At 57.9% G+C, this 26,990-nt stretch carries 16 protein-coding genes and 9 pseudogenes; 9 read left to right on the top strand and 16 right to left on the bottom strand.

Annotated features, from left to right (window positions below):
* Positions 1-102: 102 nt before the first annotated feature.
* The 4 genes and pseudogenes from AC3WL8_RS00125 to AC3WL8_RS00110 form a co-directional block, all read left to right on the top strand.
* Positions 103-426: pseudogene (locus AC3WL8_RS00125) on the top strand (ISKra4-like element ISBusp5 family transposase); the annotation flags it as partial.
* Entirely contained in the window at positions 424-585 is a 162-nt protein-coding gene (locus AC3WL8_RS00120; protein ID WP_492377796.1) for a hypothetical protein, read from the top strand. The pseudogene AC3WL8_RS00125 and the gene AC3WL8_RS00120, both read left to right, overlap by 3 nt.
* Positions 586-753: 168 nt before the next feature.
* Positions 754-4,170, top strand: coding sequence for an adenylate/guanylate cyclase domain-containing protein (locus AC3WL8_RS00115; RefSeq protein ID WP_492377649.1), 3,417 nt, complete (start codon positions 754-756; stop codon positions 4,168-4,170).
* Between the two features lie 6 nt (positions 4,171-4,176).
* Positions 4,177-4,445: pseudogene (locus tag AC3WL8_RS00110) on the top strand (aldehyde dehydrogenase family protein); the annotation flags it as partial.
* Positions 4,446-4,755: 310 nt separating this feature from the next.
* Here the strand turns inward: AC3WL8_RS00110 and AC3WL8_RS00105 are convergent.
* Positions 4,756-5,076 (bottom strand): hypothetical protein, encoded by a 321-nt coding sequence (locus AC3WL8_RS00105; RefSeq protein ID WP_492377648.1) that lies wholly within the window; start codon positions 5,074-5,076, stop codon positions 4,756-4,758.
* A gap of 472 nt (positions 5,077-5,548) precedes the next feature.
* Between AC3WL8_RS00105 and AC3WL8_RS00100 the strand changes: the two are divergent.
* Positions 5,549-5,989 (top strand): annotated as a pseudogene (locus tag AC3WL8_RS00100) (amidohydrolase family protein); the annotation flags it as partial.
* 491 nt (positions 5,990-6,480) lie between these two features.
* Here the strand turns inward: AC3WL8_RS00100 and AC3WL8_RS00095 are convergent.
* Complete coding sequence (locus tag AC3WL8_RS00095) at positions 6,481-7,341, bottom strand: MarR family winged helix-turn-helix transcriptional regulator (protein ID WP_492377647.1); 861 nt, start codon at positions 7,339-7,341, stop codon at positions 6,481-6,483.
* A gap of 826 nt (positions 7,342-8,167) precedes the next feature.
* Here AC3WL8_RS00095 and AC3WL8_RS00090 point away from each other — a divergent pair.
* A pseudogene (locus AC3WL8_RS00090) lies at positions 8,168-8,326 on the top strand (IS4 family transposase); the annotation flags it as partial.
* 499 nt (positions 8,327-8,825) lie between these two features.
* On the opposite strand, the pseudogene AC3WL8_RS00085 reads toward AC3WL8_RS00090, so the two are convergent.
* From AC3WL8_RS00085 to AC3WL8_RS00045, 9 genes and pseudogenes are all read right to left on the bottom strand, one after another.
* Positions 8,826-9,341: pseudogene (locus AC3WL8_RS00085) on the bottom strand (transposase); the annotation flags it as partial.
* 127 nt (positions 9,342-9,468) lie between these two features.
* Complete coding sequence (locus tag AC3WL8_RS00080; protein ID WP_492377787.1) at positions 9,469-9,942, bottom strand: 6,7-dimethyl-8-ribityllumazine synthase; 474 nt, start codon at positions 9,940-9,942, stop codon at positions 9,469-9,471.
* 1,358 nt (positions 9,943-11,300) lie between these two features.
* Positions 11,301-11,873, bottom strand: coding sequence for a carboxymuconolactone decarboxylase family protein (locus AC3WL8_RS00075; RefSeq protein ID WP_492377646.1), 573 nt, complete (start codon positions 11,871-11,873; stop codon positions 11,301-11,303).
* Positions 11,874-12,112: 239 nt separating this feature from the next.
* Positions 12,113-13,093 carry a Bug family tripartite tricarboxylate transporter substrate binding protein gene (locus AC3WL8_RS00070; protein WP_492377645.1) on the bottom strand — a complete coding sequence of 327 codons (981 nt, stop codon included), beginning with the start codon at positions 13,091-13,093 and terminating at the stop codon, positions 12,113-12,115.
* Between the two features lie 222 nt (positions 13,094-13,315).
* A complete protein-coding gene (locus tag AC3WL8_RS00065) occupies positions 13,316-14,245 on the bottom strand; it encodes a flavin reductase family protein (RefSeq protein ID WP_492377644.1) in 930 nt (309 codons plus the stop codon).
* A gap of 174 nt (positions 14,246-14,419) precedes the next feature.
* Positions 14,420-15,736 (bottom strand): LLM class flavin-dependent oxidoreductase, encoded by a 1,317-nt coding sequence (locus AC3WL8_RS00060; protein ID WP_492377643.1) that lies wholly within the window; start codon positions 15,734-15,736, stop codon positions 14,420-14,422.
* A gap of 53 nt (positions 15,737-15,789) precedes the next feature.
* Complete coding sequence (locus tag AC3WL8_RS00055) at positions 15,790-16,581, bottom strand: amino acid ABC transporter ATP-binding protein (protein WP_492377642.1); 792 nt, start codon at positions 16,579-16,581, stop codon at positions 15,790-15,792.
* Between the two features lie 2 nt (positions 16,582-16,583).
* Entirely contained in the window at positions 16,584-17,474 is an 891-nt protein-coding gene (locus AC3WL8_RS00050) for an amino acid ABC transporter permease (protein WP_492377641.1), read from the bottom strand.
* Between the two features lie 12 nt (positions 17,475-17,486).
* Positions 17,487-18,332 (bottom strand): ABC transporter substrate-binding protein, encoded by an 846-nt coding sequence (locus AC3WL8_RS00045; RefSeq protein ID WP_492377640.1) that lies wholly within the window; start codon positions 18,330-18,332, stop codon positions 17,487-17,489.
* Positions 18,333-18,745: 413 nt separating this feature from the next.
* On the opposite strand from AC3WL8_RS00045, the pseudogene AC3WL8_RS00040 reads away from it, so the two are divergent.
* Together AC3WL8_RS00040 and AC3WL8_RS00035 are read left to right on the top strand one after the other, a co-directional pair.
* Positions 18,746-19,557 (top strand): annotated as a pseudogene (locus AC3WL8_RS00040) (IS5 family transposase).
* A gap of 62 nt (positions 19,558-19,619) precedes the next feature.
* Positions 19,620-20,426, top strand: a pseudogene (locus tag AC3WL8_RS00035) (IS5 family transposase).
* 702 nt (positions 20,427-21,128) lie between these two features.
* Here AC3WL8_RS00035 and AC3WL8_RS00030 read toward each other — a convergent pair.
* A pseudogene (locus tag AC3WL8_RS00030) lies at positions 21,129-22,119 on the bottom strand (IS5 family transposase); the annotation flags it as partial.
* Positions 22,120-22,179: 60 nt separating this feature from the next.
* Here AC3WL8_RS00030 and AC3WL8_RS00025 point away from each other — a divergent pair.
* Positions 22,180-22,386 (top strand): annotated as a pseudogene (locus AC3WL8_RS00025) (IS256 family transposase); the annotation flags it as partial.
* 659 nt (positions 22,387-23,045) lie between these two features.
* On the opposite strand, the gene AC3WL8_RS00020 reads toward AC3WL8_RS00025, so the two are convergent.
* The 4 genes from AC3WL8_RS00020 to AC3WL8_RS00005 all read right to left on the bottom strand — a co-directional run.
* Complete coding sequence (locus tag AC3WL8_RS00020; protein ID WP_492377639.1) at positions 23,046-23,567, bottom strand: carboxymuconolactone decarboxylase family protein; 522 nt, start codon at positions 23,565-23,567, stop codon at positions 23,046-23,048.
* Positions 23,568-23,579: 12 nt separating this feature from the next.
* The gene (locus AC3WL8_RS00015; RefSeq protein ID WP_492377638.1) at positions 23,580-24,167 is read right to left on the bottom strand and encodes a carboxymuconolactone decarboxylase family protein; all 588 of its coding nucleotides are present in this window, start codon (positions 24,165-24,167) and stop codon (positions 23,580-23,582) included.
* Between the two features lie 99 nt (positions 24,168-24,266).
* Positions 24,267-25,325, bottom strand: a complete 1,059-nt coding sequence (locus tag AC3WL8_RS00010; protein WP_492377637.1) for a porin — start codon at positions 25,323-25,325, stop codon at positions 24,267-24,269.
* A gap of 945 nt (positions 25,326-26,270) precedes the next feature.
* Positions 26,271-26,990: xanthine dehydrogenase family protein molybdopterin-binding subunit (locus AC3WL8_RS00005; protein WP_492377636.1), on the bottom strand; the 720-nt coding region annotated here is incomplete at its 5' end.

The following is a 26,990-nucleotide window of genomic DNA, read 5'->3' as shown; positions in this document are numbered from 1 at the left end:
GCATTTCAGAATCACTCGCCTGCCAATCCCGTCAACGGCATCGTCTAGTAGGCGTGTGTCGTCGAGCAACTCGAACGCTTCTGCGCCTCGCGTAGAGCGTGTGTGGCCTGCGGGGCGCACCGATAGTCATTGCTCTGAGGTGACCACACTCGGGAAGGTGTTTAACTGCCACGAACGATGGCAGGCCTGCAATTGTGGTGCTGATGGCTCTAGATATCGTCTAGATATGTGTCACCGCTCAAGAGCTACCTGACGGATGCAAGCACAGATGAGTTGCAATGGCTGCATGGCAGAGTTCGGAGCGTCCGGCCGCGACAGTCACGTGGCCATCCGCAATCACACTGTGGCCATTGGCAAATTCCTACAGCACGCAAGCCCGTGCACCGGTGGTGCGAGGAGACAAAGCCGAATGCCGAACTTGGTATGTCCTCGCTGACCCATGAAGACCTGCTGGCCTACGAACGCTTCCTGACTGATCCGCAACCGGTCGCGCGTTGGCTGCTGGACCTGCGATACGGCATCTTAGCCGACCCGGCCTACTGGGACCTGTCCTCAGGCAGTCCCGCCCGCCGGCGTTTGTGCTAGAGGGCGCCGTGGCAGGACAGGAACTGCAAACCGGCAGGAAAATCGAGAGAGCGCCGGCCTGGAGGTCCCGCGGCGCGCAAGCTTGCTGCGATCTGTTCGACGAGCCCTGCCCGCCCTGATAAGATTTAATCGTTGAGTCTTGCTGGCCCCAGAAAGGGGACAAGCCTTATGCGCTGTGCAGGCTGCGGATTGGAGAATCCGGCAGGCGCCAAGTTCTGCGAGGAATGTGGCGCCAAGCTTGTGCGCGTCTGCCCGGCCTGCGGGCAGGAGGCGAGCGCGAGCGCCAAGTTCTGCAGCGAATGCGGCGCGCCGTTGAGCGCGACGCCCCCTATTGCGGGACTTGTGCCCAGCGCCCCCATCGATTACACCCCTCCCTATCTGGCCGAGCGCATCCGGGCGGCGCAGGCAGACATGGAAGCCCGCGGCGCGGCGGACGGTGAGCGCAAGACGATCACGGCGCTGTTCGCTGACATGGCCGGCTCGACCGCGCTGGTCCATGACCTCGATCCCGAAGATGCGCGCCGCCTTATCGACCCGGTGCTGGGGCTGATGATGGAGGCCGTGCATCACTATGAAGGCTATGTCGCCAAGTCGATGGGCGATGGCATCCTGGCGCTGTTCGGGGCGCCAATCGCGAACGAAGATCATCCGCAGCGAGCCTTGCTGGCGGCGCTGCGCATGCAGGAGGCCATGCGCCAGTACGCCGACAGGGTACGTCTCGCTCAGGGGATCGCGCTACAGATTCGTGTCGGCATCAACTCCGGCGAAGTGGTGGTGCGTACAATACGCATCAAAGATTTGCACACTGACTACGATCCGGTGGGCAATTCGATCCACATTGCTTCGCGCATGGAAGGCATCGCGGTGCCCGGCTCCATCGTCGCGAGTGAACACACCCACAGCTTGACCGAAGGCTATTTTGCGTTCAAGCCGCTCGGCGCGACGCCGATCAAGGGGCTCCCCGAGCCGCTCGCTGTCTTCGAAGTCCTCGGTCTTGGCCCACTGCGCACCCGGCTGCAGCTCTCTGCCAGCCGTGGGCTGGCGCGCTTTGTCGGCCGCGCCCACGAGCTCGAGCAGTTGCGTGAAGCGCGGGTGAGGACACAGGCTGGACGTGGTCAGATCGTCGGCCTGGTCGGCGAGCCAGGGGTCGGCAAGTCGCGGCTATGCCACGAGTTCAAGCTGCTCGCGCCGCGCGATTGCCTGGTGCTGGAAACTTTCTCGGTTTCGCACGGCAAGGCCTATCCGTATTTGCCGCTGATCGAGCTGCTGCGGAACTACTGCCAGATCACGGCGCAGGACGATGAGCGCCGGCGGCGCGAGAAGCTCACCGGCAAGGTCCTGACCCTGGACCGCGCGCTGGAAGACACCCTGCCCTATCTGCTCCACCTGCTTGGGGCCGCTGACTCAAGCTCGGCGCTGGCGCAGATGGACACCCAGATCCGCCAGCAGCGTACATTCGAGGCGATCAAGCGGCTCCTGGTGCGCGAGAGCCAAGCCCAGTTGCTGGAGCTGATTGTCGAGGATCTGCAGTGGCTCGACAGCGAAACCGAGGCCTTCCTTGGCTTTCTTGGCGAGAGCGTGGCCAGCGCCCGAATCCTGCTGCTGGTCAACTTCCGGCCCGAGTACCGGCACCAATGGAGCCGCAAGAGCTATTACTCCCAGTTGCGGCTGGATCCTCTGGGCGAAGCCGAAGCCCGGGAACTGCTGCGCGCCCTGCTGGGCGACGCCGCCGGACTCGCCCAGCTCGAGCAACGAATCCTGGAGCAAACCGAAGGCAATCCTTTCTTCATCGAGGAAGTGGTGCAGACGCTGGTCGAAGGGCAGGTGCTACGCGGCGAGCGCGGGCATTACCGTCTCGAGCAGATCCCAAGGACGCTGCACATCCCGACCACCGTGCAGGGCGTGCTCGCCGCCCGCATCGACCGCCTGCAGCCGGCCGAGAAAGCGCTGCTGCAAACCCTGGCAGTGATCGGCAAGGTATTTCCCTGGAGCCTGCTCGCGCGTGTCGTCGAGCAGCCCGAGGACATTACAAAGCGCCTGCTGACGCGGCTGCAAGCCGGGGAATTCATCTACGAGCAGCCGGCGTTTCCGGAGGTGGAGTACAGCTTCAAGCATGCGCTGACCCAGGAGGTGGCCTACGGCTCGCTGCTAAGTGAGCGGCGCCGTGCCCTGCATGAGCGCACGGCCGAGGCGATCGAGGCCATGTTTGGCGCCCAGCTCGAGGAGCACTGCAGCGAGCTGGCGCATCATTTTAGCCGCAGCGGCAACGCGCCGAAGGCGGTGCAATACCTGCACTGCGCCGGGCGCCAGGCGTTGCAGCGCTCCGCCGATGCCGAAGCAGTCGCCCACCTCACCACGGCGCTGGCCTTGCTCGAGACCCTGCCCGATGCTCCGGAGCGCGCGCGGCAGGAACTCGCACTCCAGATCACCCTTGGTCCGGCCTGGATGGCCACCAAGGGGCCTGCTGCCCCGGAAGTGCAGGCAACCTATACCCGGGCGTCAATGCTGAGTCGACAACTGGGGGAAACCATTGAACTCTTCCCCGCCCTACTGGGGCTGCGCTCGTTTTACGTAACCCATGGGGAGTTGCGGACCGCACGTGAGCTCGACGAGCAACTGCTTACGCTGGCCCGCAAGGCGCAGGATCCTGCGTTGCTTGTGCACGCCCATCGGGTGCTGGGGACCAGCTTGCTCTATCTCGGCGAACTCGAGCCTGCCCGCGCACAGCTGGAGCAGGCCTTGGCCCTCTATGACCCTGGGCAGCACTACTCCTCTGGCTTCTTCCATGGAGTGGAGCCCGGCGTGCTGGGGCAGGCGTTTGTTGCCTTGGACCTGTGGCTGCTCGGCTATCCGGATCAAGCTCTCGCACGTAGCCAGGCCGCGCTTGCTCTGGCTCAGACCCTGTCCTACCCTCCTGCCTCGGCCACTGCCTTGATCTACGCCACCGAGCTTCGTCTGCTTCGCCGCGAGGCGCAGCAGACTCGCGACTTTGCCGACGCAACCCTCGCCCTCGCCACCGAGCACGGCTTCCCGTTCTGGTTAACTTGGGGAACCATCCTCTCGGGCTGGGTGCTGGCCGAGCAGGGGCGAGCAGCAGAGGGCATCGAACGGATGCAACAGGGTATGAGCGCTTTCCGGGCCACCGGGGCGGAGCTTTGGCGCACGCATTTCCTGGCGCTGCTGGCCGAAGCCTACGCAAGAGCGGGGCGTGCCGAGGCAGGGCTGAAGACGCTGGCCGAGGCGCTGGCCGTGCTGGAGCGAACGCAGGAGCGCGTGTTCGAGGCGGAACTGCATCGGCTGAAGGGCGAGCTGACGCTGCTGCAAGCAAGCCGAGAAGGGGCGGGAGCCGGCGGCCGGGGCGAAGCCGAAGCCTGCTTCCTGCAAGCGATCGCGATCGCGCGCCGGCAGGGCGCCCGATCGCTGGAGCTGCGCGCGGCGATGGCCTTAACCCGGCTGTGGCGGCAGCAGGGCAAGCCAGCGGAGGAGGCCCGCCAGATGTTGGCCGAGAGCTACGGCTGGTTCACTGAAGGCTTCGATACCGCGGACCTGCAGCAGGCCAGGGCGCTGCTCGCCGAGTTCCACTAGAACTAGTTGTCCACCGAGCGCATCATGGTGGACCAGGCGGTCGCTGAGGAATTCGTGGCCGGGCTGGCCGCCAAGGCGCAAAGCCTTCCCTTGGGCGACCCCCGCAAAGCCCCGCGGCGCTCGGCTCCGTGGGAGACCTGAGCACGGTGCAACGCTGCAATGCACTGATCGATGATGCCCTGACTAAGGGCGCGAAGCTGGTATGCGGCGGCAAGGCGGACAGCACCCTCATGCCCGCCACCCTGCTGGACCATGTGACGCCGGAAATGCACATTTGCCCGCGGCGCGACGGGTAATCTCCCGCTGTGAATACCAACCGGCAGGGTATGGCAAAAAATTCGCGCCTCCGGGAAACCCGTTGTCCAGATTTCGCTCAATTATCTAGCCTCCGCATTGACGCTAGGTGCATTCCGTGGATGCAAGACGTGGCGTTTGGCGCCAACCGCGGCGCCAGATCAATACCGCGGGAACGATCATGGTGCTCGTGTCAAAGGCATCCGCGCGGCACCCGAAATCGGCGCTGACTCATCCGGTCGCGGCGGAGCGGCGCTGGTGCCCCGGAATTTTTCCTTCAGCAAGAAGCAACTAAGCGGATGCTTCATTGCTGTTGCGCAATTCCCCGCCGGCAATAACAAGCGGCGCTTCGAAGTACTGCACGACCGGGTCCGCGCCGTAAAACTGCGCCATCTGTTGGCGCCAGGCATCGCCCAGCGCCTGCTCCGCAGCAGCTGTGTCCCGCCACAGGAACACTGCGCCGCCCTGGCGCGCTTTCGGGTCATACAGATATGTCTTGTGCAATAACGCCTGGTTCTCCTTCCAGTGCTCCGCTGTCTTGTGGCAGTGGGCAACAAACTCCTGCCGGCTCATACCGTCAGGCAAGTTGAATAGGACCATGATCGTTATCATTTTCAGTGGCTCCTCCAACACCGGGCAAGTCCGGAGGGGGATTATTCTCGCCCTCCCTGCCGCTATCAGTTAGTGATATAGAACACGCGGCTTGATTGTCAAGCTGCGGAGAAATTGTATGCGCGTCACTATTTATCGCACGCCGATGCACCTACATCACCGCTTTCCTGGCTTGGCCGGTTTGAGCACACTGCGTGTTCTGCAGCCCAGCACACGAGCTTCTTGACGGTCGCGCGCGGGGCTCTGTATAACGTGCGCGTCGATAGCAGCGGTCCATTGGACAGCAGGGGTGCAATACCGCGAGGTCCAACTGGAGATTGCTCAATGACGGAGTGTTTCGTCGGTGGCGCAGTGGTCCAACAGCTCCCCTGACAAAGACTCCCGAAAGCAGCATGCAAGGCCGGCCCCGTGACGTTGTTCGCGCGCGTCCGCCGCATCCATGCCCAACCTAGTCATTGTTAGGGGATCGCCTATGATCATCGACACCAGCTGTTATCCGACGAACCGGGTCGACCTCACCTGGCGCTATGACGGCGACCTGTTCACCGGCGAGCGCCTGATCCAGATGATGGACGGCCCGTTCACCATCAACGGCAAGCCGCCCGCATCGACAAAGCCTTTATTCAACCCCCGCAGGGCAACACCATCTATACCTACACCGACGGTGTGAAGTCCGGCACCGAGCCCATCGACGCCTACATGGCCTACACCGTCGAGATGGTGCAGAAGTACCCAGATCGCTTTATCGGCTGCTTTGTCTACAACCCGCGCTGCGGCGTGAAGAACGGCATCAATGCGATCGAGCATTGCGTCAAGAAGCTGGGTTTCAAGATGGTGCAGTTCCAGGCCAACATGCACGCCTACCGCCCAGACCGCGCCCTAGACTGGGCTGCGCGCAGCGCTGCAGAAGTGCACCTCAGGCATCGCTCAAGTTCGCAAGGGCCTCGCTGACTACGAAGCCACCGGCATTGGGACGGTCGACTCATCTTTCACTCCTCGCTCGTACGGAAGAGCACGACAAGCGGAAGCGGGGCTTCGCGTCCTGACCGAGGCGATGGCTTTGGTGGAGATTACTGGCGAACGTTACGATGAACCCTCCCTGCTTAGGCTCAGTGGAGAATTCATTCTGCAGCAGCCGTGCGAGAAAGGCTCTTCAAGCACCATGACCAACGAAGCCAAAGCGTGCTTTCAGAATTCAATTGCCCTTGCCCGAAAACAAGGGGCCATGTCGGTCGAGCTCCAAGGCACGCTGAGCCTCGCACGGCTACAGCAACATCAGGATAAGAAGGATGCTGCTCGACAGACCCTGGCCGAGATCCATGGAAAGTTCACAGAAGGGTTCGATACCATTGACTGGGGTGAAGCAAGAGCACTCCTGGAGGACTTCTCCAGACTTGGCAGTAATCAGCCCACGTTGCCATGTGCGCGCCTAGCCGCTCTGCCCGCCCCCTCCTGAACAGCCGCGCCAATGCGACGCGCTCGCGCAGTTGGCTTCCGCTCCTTCACTGAAGTCGACCCATCGGCAAAGTGGACTTCCGGATCGCTGCCCTTGTTTGCACCTTCGATGCCACCTCCCAGTTGCCTGGCAGGTTTGCCCTGGATCGCTGGGCGCTCCAGCAATGGAAGCGCCTTCTCGCTATTTGCCGTCACCTGCTCCAGAAATTTAGCGGCATCGAGCAGCGATTTTCGAGAAACGCTCTCGAACATAGCATCATTGAACTCTTGGCGGAGAGATGCAATGCGGCGCATAGCTTCTTCGCCTTTCGGTGTGAGCAACAACAACACACTGCGGCCGTCCTCGCTATTAGGCCGCTTCAGCACCAGACCTTTGCGGATAAGGGCCCCGGCCTGTGTTGTCACGTGGGTCGATGCCATAAGTGCGTAGCCCGCGACGTCCCGAACCGTTACGCCCCCTTTGCGCTGGGAGTGAGCGATTGCCAAGAGGATCACGTACTGGTTCCCGCTGAGACCAATCTGTCGGGCGACTGCCTCCAGAAACATGATTAGCCTGTCCGCGAACAATCGTGAGAGGAACAGGACGTGGCGAAATAACTCATCGTTGCCATCTACCAGCATTGCCTCATGCGAGACCGAAGTCGCAGGCTGAAAACGCGAGCCCACTTGCTCACTTGCTTTTGCGCTGATGCGAGATGATTTTTTCATTTCTGGCGTTGGGTCAGACAATCCCGAGAAAGTTGGTTCATTATGCCAGAGATAGCTACAAGCCGTATTGACATAGTTACGTAAGACACTATGACTGTCCATGAGGCAGAGGCTGGCCCGCCGTGAGGAATCAAATCAAACGCCGGTTAGCATTGCTGCCAGAGCACAGTGTGAACAGGGTCACACCCGGTGATCTCCGGCATGGAGGCCATGCATGGAGCACGATAGCGCGGTACACGTCGGTCTCGATGTTCATGTGCGACTTGAAACTCGCTTGAGTTTCTGTTTCACTGGAGAAGGTACGATCTGATGAAACCAGTTGTTCCATCAACCGTTCCATACCCCGGACATGCCGAGCCCGGCAACAGCTCGGTGTGAAGCTTCGGGGACAACGTAGCCACCGGATAACCGGTACCTTCCCATTACAGCAAGGCCTTCGCTTTTTCCGTGTTCCTATACCCGCAACGCCAACAGCGCGTTCCTTGCGATTCGCCTGCCTTGGACCCTGTTCCACATGAGTCTCAGAGCGGGTCGGAACCTACCTATTTGCCGGCGGTGTCCTGGCCATGATGGTCCAGCGCATAGAGACCATGCTTTGCCACTTGCCTTTTGGCTCAAGCCTGACAGCACATTTGGCTTGTTCAATGATGACGACATTTAACTTTAAGGGAAGTTCACGTATTTTGATCGTTGCCGCTCGTCCGTAGCCCCTCACCGCCTCTGTACTGGCAGTTTCCGCGGCCCCTCGCGGGCCCGTGTACCGGATAAACCGGTGGGTACGTTGTCCCCGGAGCTTCACAGCAGTTACCCCGCTCCGCATGTCCGGGCAGGGTACGGTTTACGGTTGATCGAGCAACCGGTTTGATCAATACCTTACCTCGTGAAACAGAAACTCATGCGACTACCAGCGTCAAGAACGCCTGCCAAGCCAACGCTGAATCAGGTACTTCGCCTGATTGCCACCCTTGGCGGCTTCCTCGGCCGCAAGAGCGATGGCGAGCCCGGCGTGAAGACGATTTGGCTCGGGCTGAAAGAAGTTCGTGTCGCCGCAAAAACACTGCGCGGGCTTCGAGCCGCCGACGATTAGTTTAGGGCAGTTGTGTATAACCGCATGCGGAGTGCCATGGGGAGGTTCTCGAATCGCATGCCAATGTGATACCAGTCCAGCACGCGGGCCGTTACCGATGGCAACTTGCACGCAAACTAATATCATCGCCACCATTACTGATGACCGTGACGGGGGCCTGGGGCCCGATGCCCACAGACTGTAAGAACGCCTGCTGACGCAGCCCTTGGCTAGGGTCATGCCCTACTGCGTAGGCATGCGCATGGGTACAAGGAGTCTTGGGCCAAATCAGCTTGGAGGCGACCACGGGAGTCCATCGCTTACCATCTTCCTGCCGCGGCGCCTTGATATAACCTGCATCGATCTGCAGACCAACCGGCGTCCCGGTGAATGGCGAACTTCGCGGTGGCGCGGTCACAGCCGCCATCATCATCATTGCACGTTGCGCCTCGTTCTCCAGCGGCTGCCCGACCTGGCCTACATTCAACTTAACGCTCGAGCACGGGAGTTCCCGTCCGCCGGCAGAGGCATCTGCACTGGTAGCCGCCATCCAAATCGCCTGCAGATCTGCCTTGGCGCGGCCGTGCTGGGATTCTGGCAACGCGTTCAGGACATTGCCCATCTTGTGGAACCGGCAACGCTGGGCGCGCGTGGCCGGGAACATCTCCTCCAGGGCAGCCGAGAATCTCACGGCGCCATCGCCGCCCCCCGCCAGCGGGCCAGCCTGCAGGCCGCGGGATTTCAGATCCAACAGTACTTCCGCCCACGATGCCTTCGATTCCCGATAGCCGTCACCGATCGCCACGCGCTCCCTCCTGCCGTCGGGCGTAACGCCGATGATCACCAGCAGGCATTGCCCGTCCGAGCCCTCGCTGCGCAGACCCATGTGGATGCTCTCCACCCACCAATACACATAGCGCGCCGGCGACAGACCACGCTGATTCAAGCTCGCATGCTCGTCTGCCCACTGCGCCTTCAAGCGGCTCGCCACGTTGGCCGATAGCCCTTTAGCATCCTCGCCCAGCAGCACCGACAGCGGGAGCCGATCGACATGGGCGAGGTCTCGGAAATGCGTCAGCAACACGGCGTCGATCAAGCACCGCAAAGCCAACGGGCATCAGTGGATGCGTTACAAAATCTGCTGTACCGATAAGGTCGATGGCTCACTCACGGCGCAACGCTTCAATCTTCTGGATGGTGTCGATGCAGGCATCTGCCAGCTCATTGCCCTTTACAACGAAATGCTCCCGAAAAAACTGTGTATGTTCACCGGACGCGTGGAAGTTGTGCGGCGTCAGTATTGCCGAAAGTACGACCGTTTCCGTTTCCAACTGAACATGCATAAGCCCACTGACGACCGCCTGCGCCACGAACTCGTGACGATAGATGCCCCCATTGACCACGAATCCGGCACAGGCGATTGCTCCATACTTTCCCGTCTTTGCCAACAGCTTCGCATGCAGCGGAATCTCGAATGCGCCGGCAACCTCGAAGAAATCGCAATCCGATTCACTAATCCGGGCGCGTGCGAGCCCCGCCACAAACGATGTCCGGCACTGATCGACGATCTCTTTGTGCCAGCACGACTGAATGAATGCAATACGCTGGGAATGCGGTGTGATCTGGATTTGCGTCACCTGGCTTGCTCCTGTGAAAGTGAAATCGGCGCACAGGGTCAAGCCGCGCACGCATGCGCGATAACCCCACTCTCTCTCATCCGGACTCTTGACTTTGACCGTCGGCCCCGGAATCGCACCCGGTTTACTGACCTTGCTGCAACGCTGCAGCTGCAAGCGCTCGCGCGCTACGCATGTATCACACGATTACCGCCGATCACCCCGCCCTGAGAAAGTTCGCGGTATTGTTATAATTTACCACAAGCTCAAGAGTTATATATACCGATCGTACATTACATTGATCACGAGATGCGATGACACATCAGGGCCCGACTTCCGCCCTGCCGCCGGAAAGCCATCGCCAGGCCGGAGGGTGTTGCATGGATGTCAGACAGACGTTGGTCGGCGACGCCCTCACCTGCGCCACGTCGGCCGAAACCAAAGCTAGCGACGCGAACGCGTGCCTCGTGTATGGAGGTCGCGCCTATGGGGGACGTGTGCAGTCGCACCGTCCAAGATTGATCAGCGTACGACCGAGCTTGCGGGTAAAGCCTGGAATGACCAAAACGAGCGCCTTGTCAAAGTAGATGCGCTCACAGCCGTCGAACTGATGGCGTCTGACGGCTTCCCTCGTCGATACGTCCGGACTGCTCCGTCTGCTCATAGGCCGTCACCTTCAAACTGACGCGCCGGAGATGGCCCCCTGTCAGCGCTTCCTCATGCGGTGAGTATTATCTTAGCGGTACGCGCGGCCAACTCGCGCCGGCGTCCGACCAGCCCGCGTGAACCACCAGCGGAACGCGAGATATTGAGCGCCCCCCTACCGAGAAGTGCTTGCCCTGGCCTGTGCAGTTTACTGGTTTACTGTTGTCGAAGTAGACCCCGCTCTGCTTGTCGTACAGGAAAGCGTCGTCCTCGACGCCGCCCCACAAGCCGTTGACCACGTCGAGGATTCCCTCGGTGCGTTCCTAGCGCACAGGATGGGCCGGGTGCGCTTCCTGACCGAGGTTGCCGGCGGCGTTCTCGCTGCCGGTGTCATCATGTCCCGGGCCGTGCGGCCCTCCGAAATGCCGTCAGGGAAGCAAACTTGCGCGCCAGTAGTTCCACCTCCTCGTAGCGGGGACCGCTTCTATGAGGAATAGTTTGTCAAGTAACTACAAGCCTTCCAGGATCCGCTCGAAAGCTCCATTGCTACAGGCAAAAATTCGCCGGCCAGCGTAAATACATAGGATCTAGAAGTGCACGACCTCGGTACATGTAGATAAATGCGTCCAGCGCGATGGTGCATGCCGCGCTGAATGCGACGAGATGGCGATAGGGTAGGCGTTGCCATACCGCTATGGCGTCGCTAAGTACGATCAGATGTTCACCAAGCTCCTTTAATCGGCAGGAACGGCAAAGGCCGGGACGAAGTCGTCGAGATATTCCGGGGGAATCGGCGCATGGGTGACGTTCATACTCAAACCCAACATGGCGTAGTAGCCGCATGTGGCAACCAGGTCAATGATCACTGCCTTGCCGAAGCGCTTCGCAGCGCGGCCGAATACGTCATCGGAAACACGGCCGTCTGCGAACAAGCTTGTAGCGAACTCGTGAACCAATGCCTCGTCGGCGTCCATGCCAGCAGGATAGCGCTCCGACGCGACAGCGCTGACGATTTCTTCCGACAATGCGAAACGTCTCGCCACGATTGCATGGACGTGGAACTCCAGAGGTGCCGCAACGTGCCTGGCGGAGATCAGGATCGCGAGTTCGCGCAACTTATCGGGTAGGCCGGTATGAAAACGACAGTGCTCACCTAGTGCCTGCAGACGATCAAGAGTGCCGGGTACATGGACGAGGGGTACGAACGGGCCCGCGATCCCACCCTTTCGACGAGCAGACACCGCATCGAAGACACGGCGTTGCTCGAAATACATGTCCCTCGGTTCGATTTCCGGATAGCGCTTCATATCGATAGCTCCAAAGTTTGCGGGCCCCCACGCCATGGCAAGAGATGAGGCCAAAGATGCCACTCTCGACCCCAGCGTTCCCCACACGGGGCGGGGATGGCATATCCGCTGTGGAATGGCGCAGATGTAAGTACGATGACAGACGCTTCGTGATGCCATCAGCGGGATTCGCTGGGAACATTTCACGTACAGAACGAGGACATCGATGCATCACCGGAGGCTGTCGGCTACGTTGTTGATCAGTCGGCTTGGATCCCTGTTTCCTTGATGACCTTACCCCATCGCTCGGAATCTGTCTGGTTTGCTTTACCGAGCGACTCCGGCGTTCCGCCCGTTACCGACGTCCCCTGGTCGGCTAGGACCTTGACGATCTCTGGCAGCACCAAGATTTCGTTGAGATGCGAGTTAAGCAACTTGATCGCTTCTGCGGGCATACCCCTTGGACCGAAAAGCCCATACCATGTGTCATAGTCAATACCCTTGTAGCCATATTCGTTCAGCGTAGGGATCTCCGGAGCGAGTTTTGACCGTTCACCGCTCGCCACAGCCAAGGGAATAAGCCTTCCGCTCGCCATGTAGGGCTTGACAGTGGACAACGCTACATAAGCAAACGGGATATGACCACCCGCCAGATCTGTCACGGCAGGTGCTGACCCTTTGTACGGAACGTGATCGAGGTTCACGCCGGTCACTTTGTTCACGATCTCGCCGACGATGTGGTTCGTTGAGCCTGACCCGGCACTGGCGTAGGCCATCCGCTTAGACTTGGCGGCGACTAAGACCTCCTTGAATGACTTGAAACCGCTCGCCGAATTGGTCACCAGGAAGACTGGCGTCCTACCGATCTCGATGATAGGCGCAAAGTCATTCAACGCATCATAGCCATTCGCCGGCGATGTTTTGAGCACCATCTGCGCGAACGAAAGGCTTGTCGACGCCAAGAGCAGCGTATAACCGTCCTTGGGGCTTTGGGCCACGTAACGATTGCCGATGGTGCCGCTTGCGCCGCTCCGGTTTTCGACGAGAACGGGCTGCCCCACCCTTTTTGCCAGTTTCTCCCCCAGGGCCCGCGCAACCACGTCCATGCCCGCTCCCGCGGGGAACGGCACAACAATGGTGATTGGCTTGTTGGGGTAGGGTTGGGCCAGCGCCGCATCGCCGACGCTGAGGGCGGCGGCGCTGAACGTTGCCAGCAGGATACGTCGGGAGAAAGCTTTCACGGGTACACCTCTTGATTCAGTGGGGCAAGGAATTGCAAGCAAGTTGTGCACACGATCGCGCAACGGTGAATCGACGGCCGTGCCAGAAACTGATCTAAGAAGACGTGTCTGCTGTCGGGCGCCCGCGCCACATGTGCGCGGGTACCTGAGGGGCAGCCGGCGCGTTGCGCAAACGCTTTGGGTCACCCTCAGCGTTCCGTTGCGTCGTGATACACAACTTGGTCAGGGTGTCAGTCCGGGATAGACCGAGTATCTGAAGTCCTCTCGCTCATTGACGTAGCGTTTCAACATGATGGACAGGTCGCGCGTCGTCTCCAGGTCCTTCAATGCGTGCAGTGGAACAACTCGCACATTCCTGTCGCGCAGGTCACCCTCGGCCGTTCCCCGGTAGTAGATATTGAAGAATCCGCCGTCCTTCTCTTCCCACAGGGAATATAGGAAGTCCACCTCGAAGTTCTCGATCAGGCCCGCGAGCATCTGATACAGACCGTCTTGCGACTTCCGGCTACCAAGCTGTTGCGCGTGCGGCAGAACGAGGAGGCCCCGCTCGTCGGGAACCATCAAGATACCATCAGGCGTTTCGAGCAGCGCCCCCACCTTGGCCTTCGTAGTCGACAGATTTGCCACTTCCTGTCCTAGATGGAACAAAACGTAGTTGCCGCGACAGAAGCCTAGTGGGCTGCCGGTGTTGTGCCCAAAGGAGCGAACATGTCCGATCAAGATCTGGTGGTCTCCAGCATCGACTCGCTGGTGAAGAGTGCACTCGAACCACGCTGAGGTGCCCTCGATGATTGGTGCCCCGAGTTTTCCGGGTCTCCAGTTCACCTGCGCAAATCGATCGATGCCTTTCGCGGAGAAGGTTTTGGAAACATCCTTTTGCTCCTCCGAAAGAATGCTGACATTGAACCTGTCAGTGCGGCTGAAGGCGTCGAAGTTTGAGGAAGATTTTCCGATGCAAATGGAGATCAACGGAGGATCAAGCGAGACGGAACTGAAAGAGTTTGCCGTGAAGCCGATCGGTTTTCCTTCCGGTGTCGCAGTCACGACGGTCACCCCAGTAACGAATGCTCCCAGCGCGTTTCGGAAGTCTCGTGCGTCCAAGGTAGGGATTTCGGTGGGAGTGATTGTGGCACTGGCGGACGGTATGCTCATGCTGGCCTCTTGCTTAGGGTTAGAGGGGGAAAGGATGACGCGGATCCAGAGTGATCTTTCCGGATGAAGCTTAAGATGACTTTGGCACAATATTTAAGTATCTTTCCTCAAGACCATTTAAGTTTGGATGCCGCATCCCAAAAAATACTTTGCTCCATCATTTCCTCAATTTTTCTATGCGCGTGAGCGATTTACCGAGGTAGGATGTGCTGGACGCTGCAGGCCCAAATAGTCGCGCAATGTTACGCCCTCATATTCGCTTCTGAAGATGCCCCTCTTGACCAGAAGTGGAATCACCTCATTGACAAAATCCTCGGCAGGGCCTGGCAAGAATGGATGCATCAGAACAAACCCATCGGCAGCTCCGCGCTCAAACCACATCTGCAAGTCATCCGCCACTTGATCTGGCGTACCCATAACCAGTCGATGGCCGAGGCTTACCGCCGCATAATCTCTTAGTTCGCGCAGGGTCATGCCGTATTTCCTAGCTACAGCTTTAAGAGCGATCGCGTGGCCTTGCGTCATAGACGACTCCGGAAGATCCGGAATGGGTTCGTCCAACGCATAAGGAGTCAAGTCGTGTCCTAGCCGATCTGAGAGTACCCTCAAGGCCGTTGCAGGGTCGATCAGCTTCGCCAGATCGGAAATTTTCTCCTTGGCTTCCTCAAGGGTCTTTCCAATAATCGGAGAGACCCCAAGCATCACCCTAATAGAATCTCTGCTCCTGCCAAACTGCTCGCAACGATCTTTGAGATCGCGCGTAAAATCAACAGCTTGCTCTAGGATCTGTTGCGTCGCGAATACCACCTCCGCGGAAGATGCTGCAAAGTCCTTGCCTTTGTCAGAAGCACCGGCCTGGAAAATAACGGGGTACCCTTGCGGTGGACGACTTGCATTGAGGGGACCTTTTACCTGAAAGAACTTCCCTTGGTGATTCAGATAATGCATTTTTGAGGCATCCATGTAGATACCCCGAGCTTTGTCTGCGACTAGTGCATCATCTTCCCAACTGTCCCAAAGACCCTTGGTAACAGCCAAGTACTCCGCAGCCATTTCATACCGAGATGCATGATCTGGATGCGCTTCATTGCCAAAATTGAACGCAACGTTTGGAATACCGCCAGTCACAACGTTCCAGCCAGCCCTCCCCGAACTCATTTGATCAATTGACGCTAGTGCTCTTGCCGTGTTATAGGGCTGTGAGTACGTCGTGGAGACGGTGGCCACCAACCCCACCTTTGTGGTCACCATTGACAGTGCCCCCAACAGTGTCAGCGGCTCCAGTCTGACCTGAGTCCCCGGATGTGCATCCGCGCTAGTGTCGAGACCATCAGCAAAGAAGATAAAGTCGAACTTACCACGCTCAGCATTGAGCGCGATCTTTCGGATTAGATCAATATTCTCCGAGCCAAATTCAGCGCCCGGCATTCTCCATCCGGAGACATGATGGCCAGTCCCAAGAACCATCGTTCCGAGGTGCATCTTTTTCATTTATACACTCCTAATCTCACTCACAGATAAATTCGCGCCCTTGCCGACATTGGTCAAGCTGCAGCACGAACGGACTTCGATAGAAACATTTTAGTTATCGGATTACTCGGATTGAGCAGAACTCTGTCGACCGGGCCTTTTTCAATGATTCTTCCTTCACTCATTATCACGACATCATCGGCAACTTCCTGAGCAAACGAAATCTCATGGGTCACAACGACCATGGTCATACCGGAGGAAGCGAGGGTACGCAAAACGTCCAACACTTCACCGGTGATATGCGGATCAAGGGCGGAAGTTGGCTCGTCGAAAAGCATCAACTTCGGCGTCATCGCTAATGCACGCGCAATGGCAATCCGCTGCTGTTGTCCTCCGGATAATTGTCGTGGATAGTAGTTAATCTTTTCCGAAAGTCCTATCTTATTCAATAGATCCTGGGCAATCTCAACAGCTCGCTTGCGGCCGATACCCTTCACCCTGATCGGAGCATTGATGATGTTTTCAAGTACGGACAAATGCGGAAAGAGATTAAAATTCTGGAAAACCATGCCAATTTCCGCCCGTTGACGAGCAACATCGCGCTCCCGCAATCTCACAAGCGCTCCATTTTCCTCCTGGAAACCGATCGGCTCACCGTCAACATAGATAACGCCCGAGTCGAACCTCTCAATTGCATTTATACAGCGCAAAAGAGTACTTTTCCCCGCGCCGGATGGACCTAAAAGACAAACAACCTTTCCGCGCTCGATTTCTAGGTCAATGTCTTTCAATATTGCCGCCCCATCCTTGCTATTATGCACACCGTTTATCCGAACAAGCACTGAATCCTTCATATCTTTCGACATAACTAGATCTCACTCAGCTGTGGTCGGAAATTGCTCGACGTGCTCTTGGCATAATACTGCTCGATCTTAAATTGAACACAGGACAGTATGGTCACCAGCGCCAGATACCAGATTGAAGCGACAATTAGGAGCGGTACCGTTTCAAAAGTTCTGGAATAGATTGTCTCAACGGAATGCATAAGCTCTGGGAGTGCAACGACACTTGCTATCGACGTGTATTTCAACATTCCAATCACCTGGTTACCAGTCGGTGGAATAATTGCTTTCATAGCCTGCGGAAGGATGACAATAAAAAATGTTTGTCGTGGCTTGTGGCCCAGCGCCTGCGAAGCTTCGCGTTGACCAGGATCGACTGAAAGCAATCCCGAACGGATAATTTCACACATATATGCTCCCTCACACAAACCCAAACCTAGCAATGCCGCGGTAAACGAAGAAATCGCAAGGGTCGCCGAAACCTCGAAGAATTTTGGCCCCCCAAACGGAATGCCGAGTTCTAGGATGGGAAATAACGCCGCCAGGTTATACCAAAAAACGAGCTGAACAAGGACTGGTGACCCGCGGAAGAACCAGACAAATGTACTGGCGCAATGCCGGAAGAATCTATCGCTAGAGATAGACATGATCCCCAGAATAGTCCCAGTAACCATTCCAATGATCATCACCAGTATGGTCAAAACAACAGTCGTCACAACCCCCTTGATAACATCCCGGTGAAACAGATATCTACCAACCACATCCCACTGGAACCCTCTATTTGTCAACATCTGGTAGACGATCCAGGATATGAAAATGAGAGCGATAAGTATTCCAACTACGCGACCAGGACGGTTTGGCTCTTTAATCACTGGTGTGACGTCTTTCATAGTAAAAGTGTGAGCGGTCATTTTCATCTCACGGCGCTCCTATTGGGAAGTATATGCACTTTCCGGAACCCCATATTTTTTTAACAGTGCCTGATAGCTACCATCCATCATCGCCTCACTCAGCGCGGCGCTTAAGGCTTCCTTCAGCTTTGGCAAATTTTTATTCACGGCTATCCCACAAAGCACAGAATAGCCGCGCAGCACATCTTTTGACACATCGAGGTTATGATTATGCTTGGAAAGATATAGCCCTACTGCCTTCGCTGCGATAAATCCATCGCCACGTCCATTAGCCACTGCCAAATATGATTGCGCGCCGTCCTTGAAATAGATAGTATTAACTTTTTTTCCAGTCGTAGCGAGGCAATTATCGGAGATTTTATCGATCATCAGAGCCTGTGCACTGCCTTGCGTGACGGCAAGCGTATGTCCGCATAGATTATTAATGTCTATACTTGGCGCGCCCTTTTTTGTAAGCAAATTCCAATCGTTCTTGAAATAAGGCACGAAATCAACCACTTTTTCTCGTTCCTCTGTGATAGAAAGCTGCGCCGCAGACATGTCAAATCGGCCAGACGACACGCCAGGAATAATCGAAGCAGAACCAATATCGTTCAATTGCACAGTTAGCCCAAGTTTCCGACCGAGGAGCTTCGCAAGCTCAACATCAATCCCCGTTGGCTGACCCTTTTCGTCAACATAGCCAAACGGCGCCCACTGAAGGTACACGGCCACACGAATGGTTCCACTGCTCTTGATCGATTCTGGAAGATTTCGCTTCGCTTCATCGAGGGTAACGGAGTAAGCGGAGGAGCTCGCTAGGAAGCTCAGGAATACTAAAAAAACTCGCAGTACCGAGTTCAGGGAAAAATAGGTCTCACGCATATCTGCACCTGGCATTTGGAGGGAAATGTTCGCTCCGTCGTCAACCTCACGGGGAGCGGATCTCACATGGTTGTCCGACGCTATCTTTCTAGATAGGTGATTGCGCGCCCACAAGTGCTGTGTTTTTTTGATGACTGAGCCTCCCCGCAAAAGCTCGAGAATTCCGGAATTGTTGAAGACCGTGGGTTTCTCACTCCGACGTATGAGCACTGTTTCACCCGCACGCAAGCGGCCACCTTAGAAACCCGCTGAAGAAGACCTCCGGCCGTGAGACCTCCAGCTCCCCTACTTCCGATACACTGCTGCGTCATTGCATATCCTCACGAAGAAGTTGTCGCGAAATTACCCAGAGGGTCTGTTAACTTTTTTGAGCGGGTGTTAACTTCCTGTCTTGTTTTGCCTGACAGGAATCGATGCCCGGAGAACTGATAGACGACGAACTGTGGTCACTCATCGAACCGTTGTGGCCGGCGCGGGCGCCGCGCAACCGCCGATATGCAGGATGCAAGCCGACGCCAGACCGAGCGGTGCTGACTGGCATCGTGTTCGTGCTGCGCTCTGGCATCGCCTGGAACCTACGGCCGCAAGAGATGGGCTGTGGCTCGGGCACCGCATGCTGGCGGCCGCTGGTTGCGTGGCAGGAGGCTGGCGTCTGACAACGGAGCCACGAGATACTGCTTGCCGAATTGCGCCGGCGCGGCCGACTCGATATGGCGCGCGCCATTGTCGACAGCGCCTCGGTCCTCGCCATGCTGGCGGGAAAAATACCGCTCCGAGCCCAACAGACCGGCGCAAGCTCGGCAACAAGCATCACCTTGTCGTCGACGCGCAAGGCATCCCACTCGCGGTCATCCTGACCGGCGCGAACTGCAACGACATCACGCAACTTGATGCGCTGATCGAGGCGATTCCTCCCATTCTCGGAAAGCGCGGACGCCCTCTGCGTAAGCCGAAAATCGTCCAAGGCGACCGGGGTTACAGTTTCGAGCAACACCGACACCGCCTGCGCTAGCGCGGCATCACGCCCGAGCTTGCCAAAATCGGGTCGCCTTACGGCAGTGGGCTCGGCAAAACGCGCTGGGTCGTGGAGCGCTCGATTGCTTGGCTCCACTCGTTCAGCCGCCTGAAGATTCGATACGAACGACATGCCCATGTCCACGAAGCCTTCCTGTCCCTTGCCTGTTCGCTGATTTGCTGGAGCAGGCTAAAGCCCTGCATGAAATAATTTCGCAACAGCTTCTCTAGAGAATGCTATGCACTTCTCGTCACCGCTGATGTCATAGGGAGATGACGAAACGCAGACCGTACCTGACGGGCGTGTCGGACGACGAATGGGAGCTTTGTAGCGCCGTATTTGACGCTGATGGACAAGGACGCTCCACAGCGCAAGCGTGAGTTGCGCGAATTTTCAATGCGCTGCGCTGGATAGCACATGCGGGAGCAGCCTGGCGACTGCTGCCGACTAATTTCCCGCCGTGGGAGGCGGACTATCAGCAAACGCAGCGCCGGTTGCGCGCGGCGTGCTTTGAAGCAATGGTGAGCAACTTGCGTTCGATACTGCGTGTTGCACAGGGTCGTCGTGGCCAGCCCAGGGCCGTGATTCTCGACGGTCGGACGTTGCAGTCGACATGTGAAAGCGGACCAAGGGCTGGATACAATGGGTACAAGCGCAAGCGGGGAAGCAAAGTTCATATGGCCGTCGACACGCTCCGCTCCTTGCTCGCGGTACATATAACGCCGGCCAACGAACAAGAGCGGGCTCAAGTCCAAGAACTGGCGCAACAGGTCCAGCGTGCAAGCGGCCAAACTACGAAGGTTGCCTTTGCAGACCAGGGCTACACCGGTGATGAGTCGACAGAGGCGGCGCGCAATGAAGGCATAGAGTTGCAGGTGATTCGACTGCCCGAAGCCAAGAAAGGCTTCGTCCTGCTGCCCAGACGATCGGTTGTGGATTGCAGCTTCGGCTGGGGCAATCGCTTTCGCCGGCTCGCACGAGACTATGAACGTTTGCCAGAAACCCTGGCTGGCTTGCATTTCGTTGTCTTCGCCATGCTCATGCTTGTTCATGCAGTCCCCATTCTGCAAAGTGCATAACACGCTCTAAGTCGTTCGCAAACCGCTAACCTCGACTCACTTCAAGAACATTCGTCACGCCGACTGCGCGATGTAACGCGGTTACTGCGCATGCTAGCACGCCAATATACAAATGGTACATATTTTCCGCATGATGGCAGGCCGGGTGGCTTGGGTCAATCCGCTAGGTTTCGATCCCCGGTAGCGATAGTCATCGTCCCCAACATAAACACGTTGATGGCTGTGCCTATGACGAGTGATTGCTCCCTCCCAGCGCTTCCTCAAACCCTGCCTTCATTTCAAGGGCTTGCGTCGGCCCCCTGGCGCGATGTTCCATGACAATGCTGTGATTCCATGCTAGCACAGGAACGTACGAAGGGTATATATTTTCTAAGCCGTCTGGAGCCATGTCTCATTGTGAATTTTTCGTTCTTGCAAGCGCATTTTTTTAAGGCCGTTGTTGCCTGACGCGAACATCGATACCCGAGTGTGCTCACTCACGATGGGTTGTGCCTTGCCAGGCGATAGTCATCGCTATGCCGCGGAAGGAAGGGGACTCGTCGATTCATGTCGTCGTAGGGCTTCTTCGAATAAATAGTCGGACCTGCAAAATTCGGATTGTGGGTTCGGCCGAAAGGTGGCGGATTCTGGTCGTATCAGTTGACCCAGGCATGCGGACAGAGTCGATTGGCCTGCGCCCGTGGCGAAGCGAGCCATGACTGTGAGCAGGCTCAGAACGTAAAAAAGCCGGTGAACGCCCTGGCGGGAAATTGCTCGCAGCAACCAACGGAGATTGAAGCCTGCAGCACAGAGGATAGGATGGTTGGCGTCACCGAGTTCGCCCTTCAACCAGTTCCGGCGTATGTCGTGATTCCCTTTGACATGACCGAAGACAAGCTCGCCCGCTTGGCGACGTTTGAACGTTCTGCGCTGACGACGATTCATGGTTTTGATCCTGCCGCGATGATTCATCTTCACTGGCGCCACTTCGGCATCGACCCCGCGGTAACCGAGGTCAACGATGGCAGTGCGAGGTCGGGGCGATCCGAGCAGGTCCTGCAGCAGGATAGTGGTCTGCTCCAGTTGGGCGTGCGGCGTGTGGCCGTCATAGGGATTGCCGGGGAAGCTGCGCGCACCGACGATGAGGTCCCTGATTGGCGGTGATCGCCAGGCTCACCTTCACGCGGAACTCGTAGGGCTGACGGGCCTTGCCCTTGGCGACACACTCCATCTCGGCTGCGTGCAGGGTATAGAGCTTGTCCTTGGCACGTTGCTGCGCAATGCGTCGGGCGCATTCGAGCCAGGGACGCAGACGCTCTTGCTTATCCTCCGCGAGCGCCGTCATCTTGCGTTCGATATCACGTAGTGCGCGGCCGAGCACGGTGCGCTGACGCTTGAACACGGTTCTCAGCCGTTTGAACTGCTTGGCGTGTGCATAACCACCCGCACGAAATCGCAACGACTTGCCTTCCCTGGCAAGGTCTGCTTGAGCTGGATGCCGGCGCGTTTGGCCAGTTGCACCACCTTGGCCCGCGCTACTTACAGCAGCCGGCTGTTGAGCGGATAGGCATTGGCCTTCTCTTGCACCGTGGTGTCGACGATGACCCGTTCGAACTCGGCCGGTTTGATCACCTTCATGTGCACGGCAGTGGCAGCAGCAATCCTCGTGTCCAGCAGTTCCTCGACGCCATGCCTCACCCAGGACCTGTCGGAAATATCGGGTCACACGACAGCCGCATCAGGAAGTACTCCTCGCCCAGAAGTACTGCCAGCACACCACACGACGCGCACGCGCAATTGCGTGTCACGAGCGACCTTCCTTGGCCTGCCCTTCAGGCTGATCGAGGAAGCCGAGAAAACCTGGCGCCGCATCAACGGTGCCGAACACATCGAACTGCTCTTGAAGGGCGTCCCCTTCAAGGACGTTGCGCCGGCGCAAGAGCAAGACAATCCGCCGGTTCAGCAGAGACTCGCGGTTTGACGACCGGCCACGATCACCTTCATAACTTGACTTTATCTCTGGCCTTACCGTGGTGCAGCGACGCATGCACCAATCCCGACATTCCAGCCCCGAGCTATGTGGGCTACCGGTATGCGCTTCCGCGTAGGGCCATGGGCCGCGCGCACATGGCGTCCTACAGTGACAACGAGAAGGAAAAGATTGTTGCGCATCTGGCACATGGCGATAACCGCAAACTGGGATCTTGCGCAGCGAACTCGACCACGCGATCCAGTCATACCGCAACCAGGGCTATTGGACATCGCTCGGGGAGAGCAGGCCAAGCAACCACAGCATCAGCGTCATGCTCAATCTGCGCATCTCGGCCGGCGCAGGCTCCTGTCCTGCGGTGGCCCAGCGGAGCAACTGCCCGAGCGGATCCTGCACCAACGCGTCGCGCCGCTGCTCATGCAATGCGCCATCACGATTGGGGAGCTGTCGGCAGCGTTAGCGCATTAAGACTTCGCACGTGCCCCCAGAGCACACCTTGGCGTCGTACGGAAATCAGTGCTTTTACACTTGCTGCGACGAATACCGCCTTGAGGTACAGACAGCGGGGCGCACGCCTTCTGTTCATTAAACTCGCCAGACTCACCGGTGTAACGGCGCCCCCCGGATGAGTGACTATTACTCACTTTCTATTAGATTGTGGATTCCGTCACGTTAATAACCATGGTGAGAAAGGACGCACAGCCGCAGACGGCAACCAACTCCAGGCAGATCTCGGCACCAAGGCGAGCCGAGAGCTTGTCGTATGTGACACCCTTGACACGGCCAGATCGCGTCAGCTCCATGCAATACTCGTAGACCATCTCCTCATCCGGAGTCATCTCGTCGGGTCGGCGCCCATTGCACAAAGCATCGATCGTCGACGCCGCGAGCCCGGATTCCTGGATGGCATCCAGTTGAAGAAATGCAGCGGCGTCGCTGCCTCGGTACCGACCAGCGGCCACCAAGACGGCGAGAACGCGCAACCGCTCCGGAACTCTCAGATTGTAGCGAAGGTAATCGCCCAGCAACTGTGCGCGGTCTGCAATTTCTGGCGAGTAGAGGAGTGGCACATAAGGGCCGTTAAGGCCACCAACCCTTCGCTCGCCGATGGCCGCGGCAACCTCGCGCTGTCTTGGCGTCATTTCGTCTGGGGCTAGCTCTGGAAATCGCATTGGGAGACTCCTTCAATCGTTCGGAACAGGAAAGGCCGGGACGAAGCCCGCCAGGAATGCGGGTGTCGCCGGCTTCGCCACGTTAATGACTAGGCCTAGCGTCGCGTAGTAACCGCAGGTCGCAATGAGGTCGATAATTGCCGCCCTGCCAAACCGCTCCGCCGCGGGATCAAATAGGGCATCGGACACGCGACCCTCTGCGAACAAGGCAGTGCAGAAGTCATAGACGATCGCCTCGTCGTCATCCAACGCCGCGGGACGGCGCCTCGCCGCAATCGCTTCGATTGCCTCTTCGGCGAGGCCAAATTCACGGGCTTCCATGGCATGCACATGGAACTCAAGCTGCGCTGCTACGTGACGGGCCGTGATCATGATTGCCAGTTCTCGCAGCTTTGGCGGAATGGCAGTATGGAAACGGCAGTACTCGCCAAGCGATTGCAGCCGATCGAGGATGCCGGGTACGTGCACCAGCGGCACGAAAGGCCCCTCGACGCCGCCTTCTGACGAGGCCGAGGGCTTGCGGCGGCTGGAAACTGCCTGAAATACGCGCTTTTGCTCGTAGTACATGTCTTCAGGCGCGATGGGAGGATAGCGTGTCATGAGAGTTCTCTCAGGTTATCGAGATTCATTGCCGCGAAGGCCGAGCAGTTCAGCGCAGAAGTTGACGGATTCATAGGCCAATGAGCACGGTTAATTCCATTAGAATTTGTGACGCAGGCCCGCCATCACGCCAAGGCGCGTGCTGTTGCCAAAAGTGTTTGCGCTGCTGATGAAACCAGGCGAGCCATTCAAGGCCACCCAGGCACCGCGTAGATGCGTGTAGTCAGCTTCCAGATAGACGTCGGTACGCTTGCTGACGTTATAGTCCAGCATCGCTGCCGTTGATAGCCGCTTGCCACCCTGGCCAGCATGCTGAAGCCAATCGTAGTTGAACTCGCCCACGAGAGCCAGCGCTCCCGTTAGATTGAATCGGATGCCCGCATAAATCAGGTCATTGCGGTAGTCTGCTACATCAAGGCGATTGTTCGAGTAGCCGAGAAAGTACTGCGTGCGGGATGCTTTATAGGTTCCGCCAATGCTGAAGAACGTTTGCTTGCTGGCCTGAGATGGCGGCACCGCGCCGAAGTAGGCAGTAGAGACGTCGTGAGTGACCTGATAAACCCCACCGATCTCCAGCGGCCCAGAGCTGTAGACCAAAGAGCCGGCAGCGGCACTGTTGCCTGAGAAGTTACCTGCAACTTCTCCAAACGTGTATGCACCCGCCACTTGCAGTGGCCCAAAAGACTTGATGTACTTGACGGTGTTGTCGTAGCGCAGTCCCGTATAGTTGCCCCCCTGGAACCCGATAATACCGTGATTGGCCACTGACAAGGCATCGTAGGAACCAATGATGTCACTGGCGAGCGTGTATTGCCGCCCGAACACGATCCTGCCAAAATCGCCGTCAAGCCCCACCACAGCGGTGCGGCCAAACAGCCGCCCGCCCTGCAAACTAACACCTGTATCTGGCGCATAACCTGATTCGAGGATATACCAGGTCTTTAGGTTACCGCCAAGATCCTCCGTGCCCCGGATACCCCAGCGGCTGCCTGTAATCAGACCGTCCGACATCTGCCACTTGCTGTCTCCCGCTGCATTCTCATTGGTGGAAAATCGAATGGTCGTGTCGATCAGGCCGTACAGCGTTACATCGGCCTGCGCGGCAAAAGGAATCCCTGCGGCACCGATGGCAATCAGTGCCGTGACTGTCTTACGCATACTGTTCCCTCTCTCCTGTGGCTAGTTTTCTTTGTTGATGGCTCGCTGGATCGCGCTGTAGCTTCAGTAGTCTTCCCTTCCTAATCCCCCTCGGATTTGGCGATTGACCACCCCGTGTCTGCCGACGCTGGAAACGCTTGCGGGACAGACGAAGGCCTCCCAGGTCGTCACCTGTCTATCGATGGGACCACTCGCCAGCGCAATGGCAGTGGAACAGTGCATGCGCGCAACTTGGATCCCAACGCATCCGTTCATGCGTGCGCTTCGAGTCTGGCATCTCCACACCAAAGCCTCTCGCTCGATATGCGACGAAAAGACTTTAACTACGGTGCGTATGTATGTCAATACGATATGTAGCTATGTTTCCAAGGAAAAAACGGCCGCACACACACTGGGCATATACGCACTCTTTATGCGTAACCAAAAAGGTAGACGATGCCGAACTTCACCCGGACGGTGCTGAGGGCAACGCGCAGAGGAGACTTCATGCACCATGCATCTTCGTGGCGATCGCGAGAGAATTCCGTGCATGCGTGCGAAGCTCGCGGGTAGACCGCCGCGTTGCCAGTACGTGGGCCGCACAGAACGAGAAAGGTGAAATAGCGCAATAGCAGCTTCAGGAAACCAACCTGCCGGAATTGATAGAGCGCTGCCGAGAGCCTTCACGCGCGGTCCCGGAGAAGTTGTCGAGCGGGGGAAGGCGGGGCAATGCTACCAACGCTTGCGCCAGGGCCGCGACAGCGAGAATGAACTCCGGATGGCGCCAGGTGAGCTGGCGCGCGACAGCGGGGCCGACGCTCTGGCCCACGAGAACCGATGGCCCCGTCTAGCAGAGCCAGTGCATTGACAAGATCCTGGTACGGCGGCACAGGGTTCGCAGATTCTCAGACGCCTTCGACACGTCCAGAAGTATCCATTGCCAACCCTGCCGCATCCGCACCAGTCTCAGGAAGGCGTCCCCACCACGCCCATCAGCTTCAGGACGTTGCTCGGCGTCAGCGGCATAGTCGTGATCTGAGCCTTGTAGGCCGACAAGGCATCAGTGACCGCAAGGATGAGCGCCGGAACCACGCCAACGGCGCCGCTCTCCCCCGCGCCTTTCATGCCGCCAAGCGTGAACGTCGATGGTGTCTCGATGTGATCGACCACGATCTCTGGCACGTCAAGCATTGTGGGTATTGTGTAATCAAGCAGAGTCGTCGCTACAGGCTGCCCATCCTCACTGTAGCGGGCGCCCTCCATCAGTACGGCGCCAATACCCTGGACAATTGCTCCGACCACTTGTCCATCGACGATCTGCGGATTCAGGACTCGCCCGCAGTCGTGGACGACGTAGTAGCGCTCCACGGTAACAAGCCCCGTTCCCGGATCCACCGCCACCTGAGCAACATGGCAGGCCATAGCGTACGTGGACGAGGGCGGATCGTAGAATTCCAGCGCGTCCAGGCCAATCGTTTCTCCCTCGGGCATGTCACCCATTCCGATCATGTACGCTGTCTGGGCGATCGTCTCTATCGTGACCGACATGCCGGGCACGCCATTGACAGAGGCCTTGCCTTGAGAGAGCGAGATATCTTCCGGGCTGACTTCCAGTTGGTATCCTGCGATTCGCTTCATCTTCTCCGCAAGGCGCGTGCATGCCTTGATGACAGCTCCGCCGGCCAC

This window comes from Cupriavidus sp. FW305-F7, from assembly GCF_058782875.1.
The sequence above is the reverse complement of the archived record's forward strand: the minus strand, read 5'-3'. Positions and strand labels throughout refer to the sequence as shown.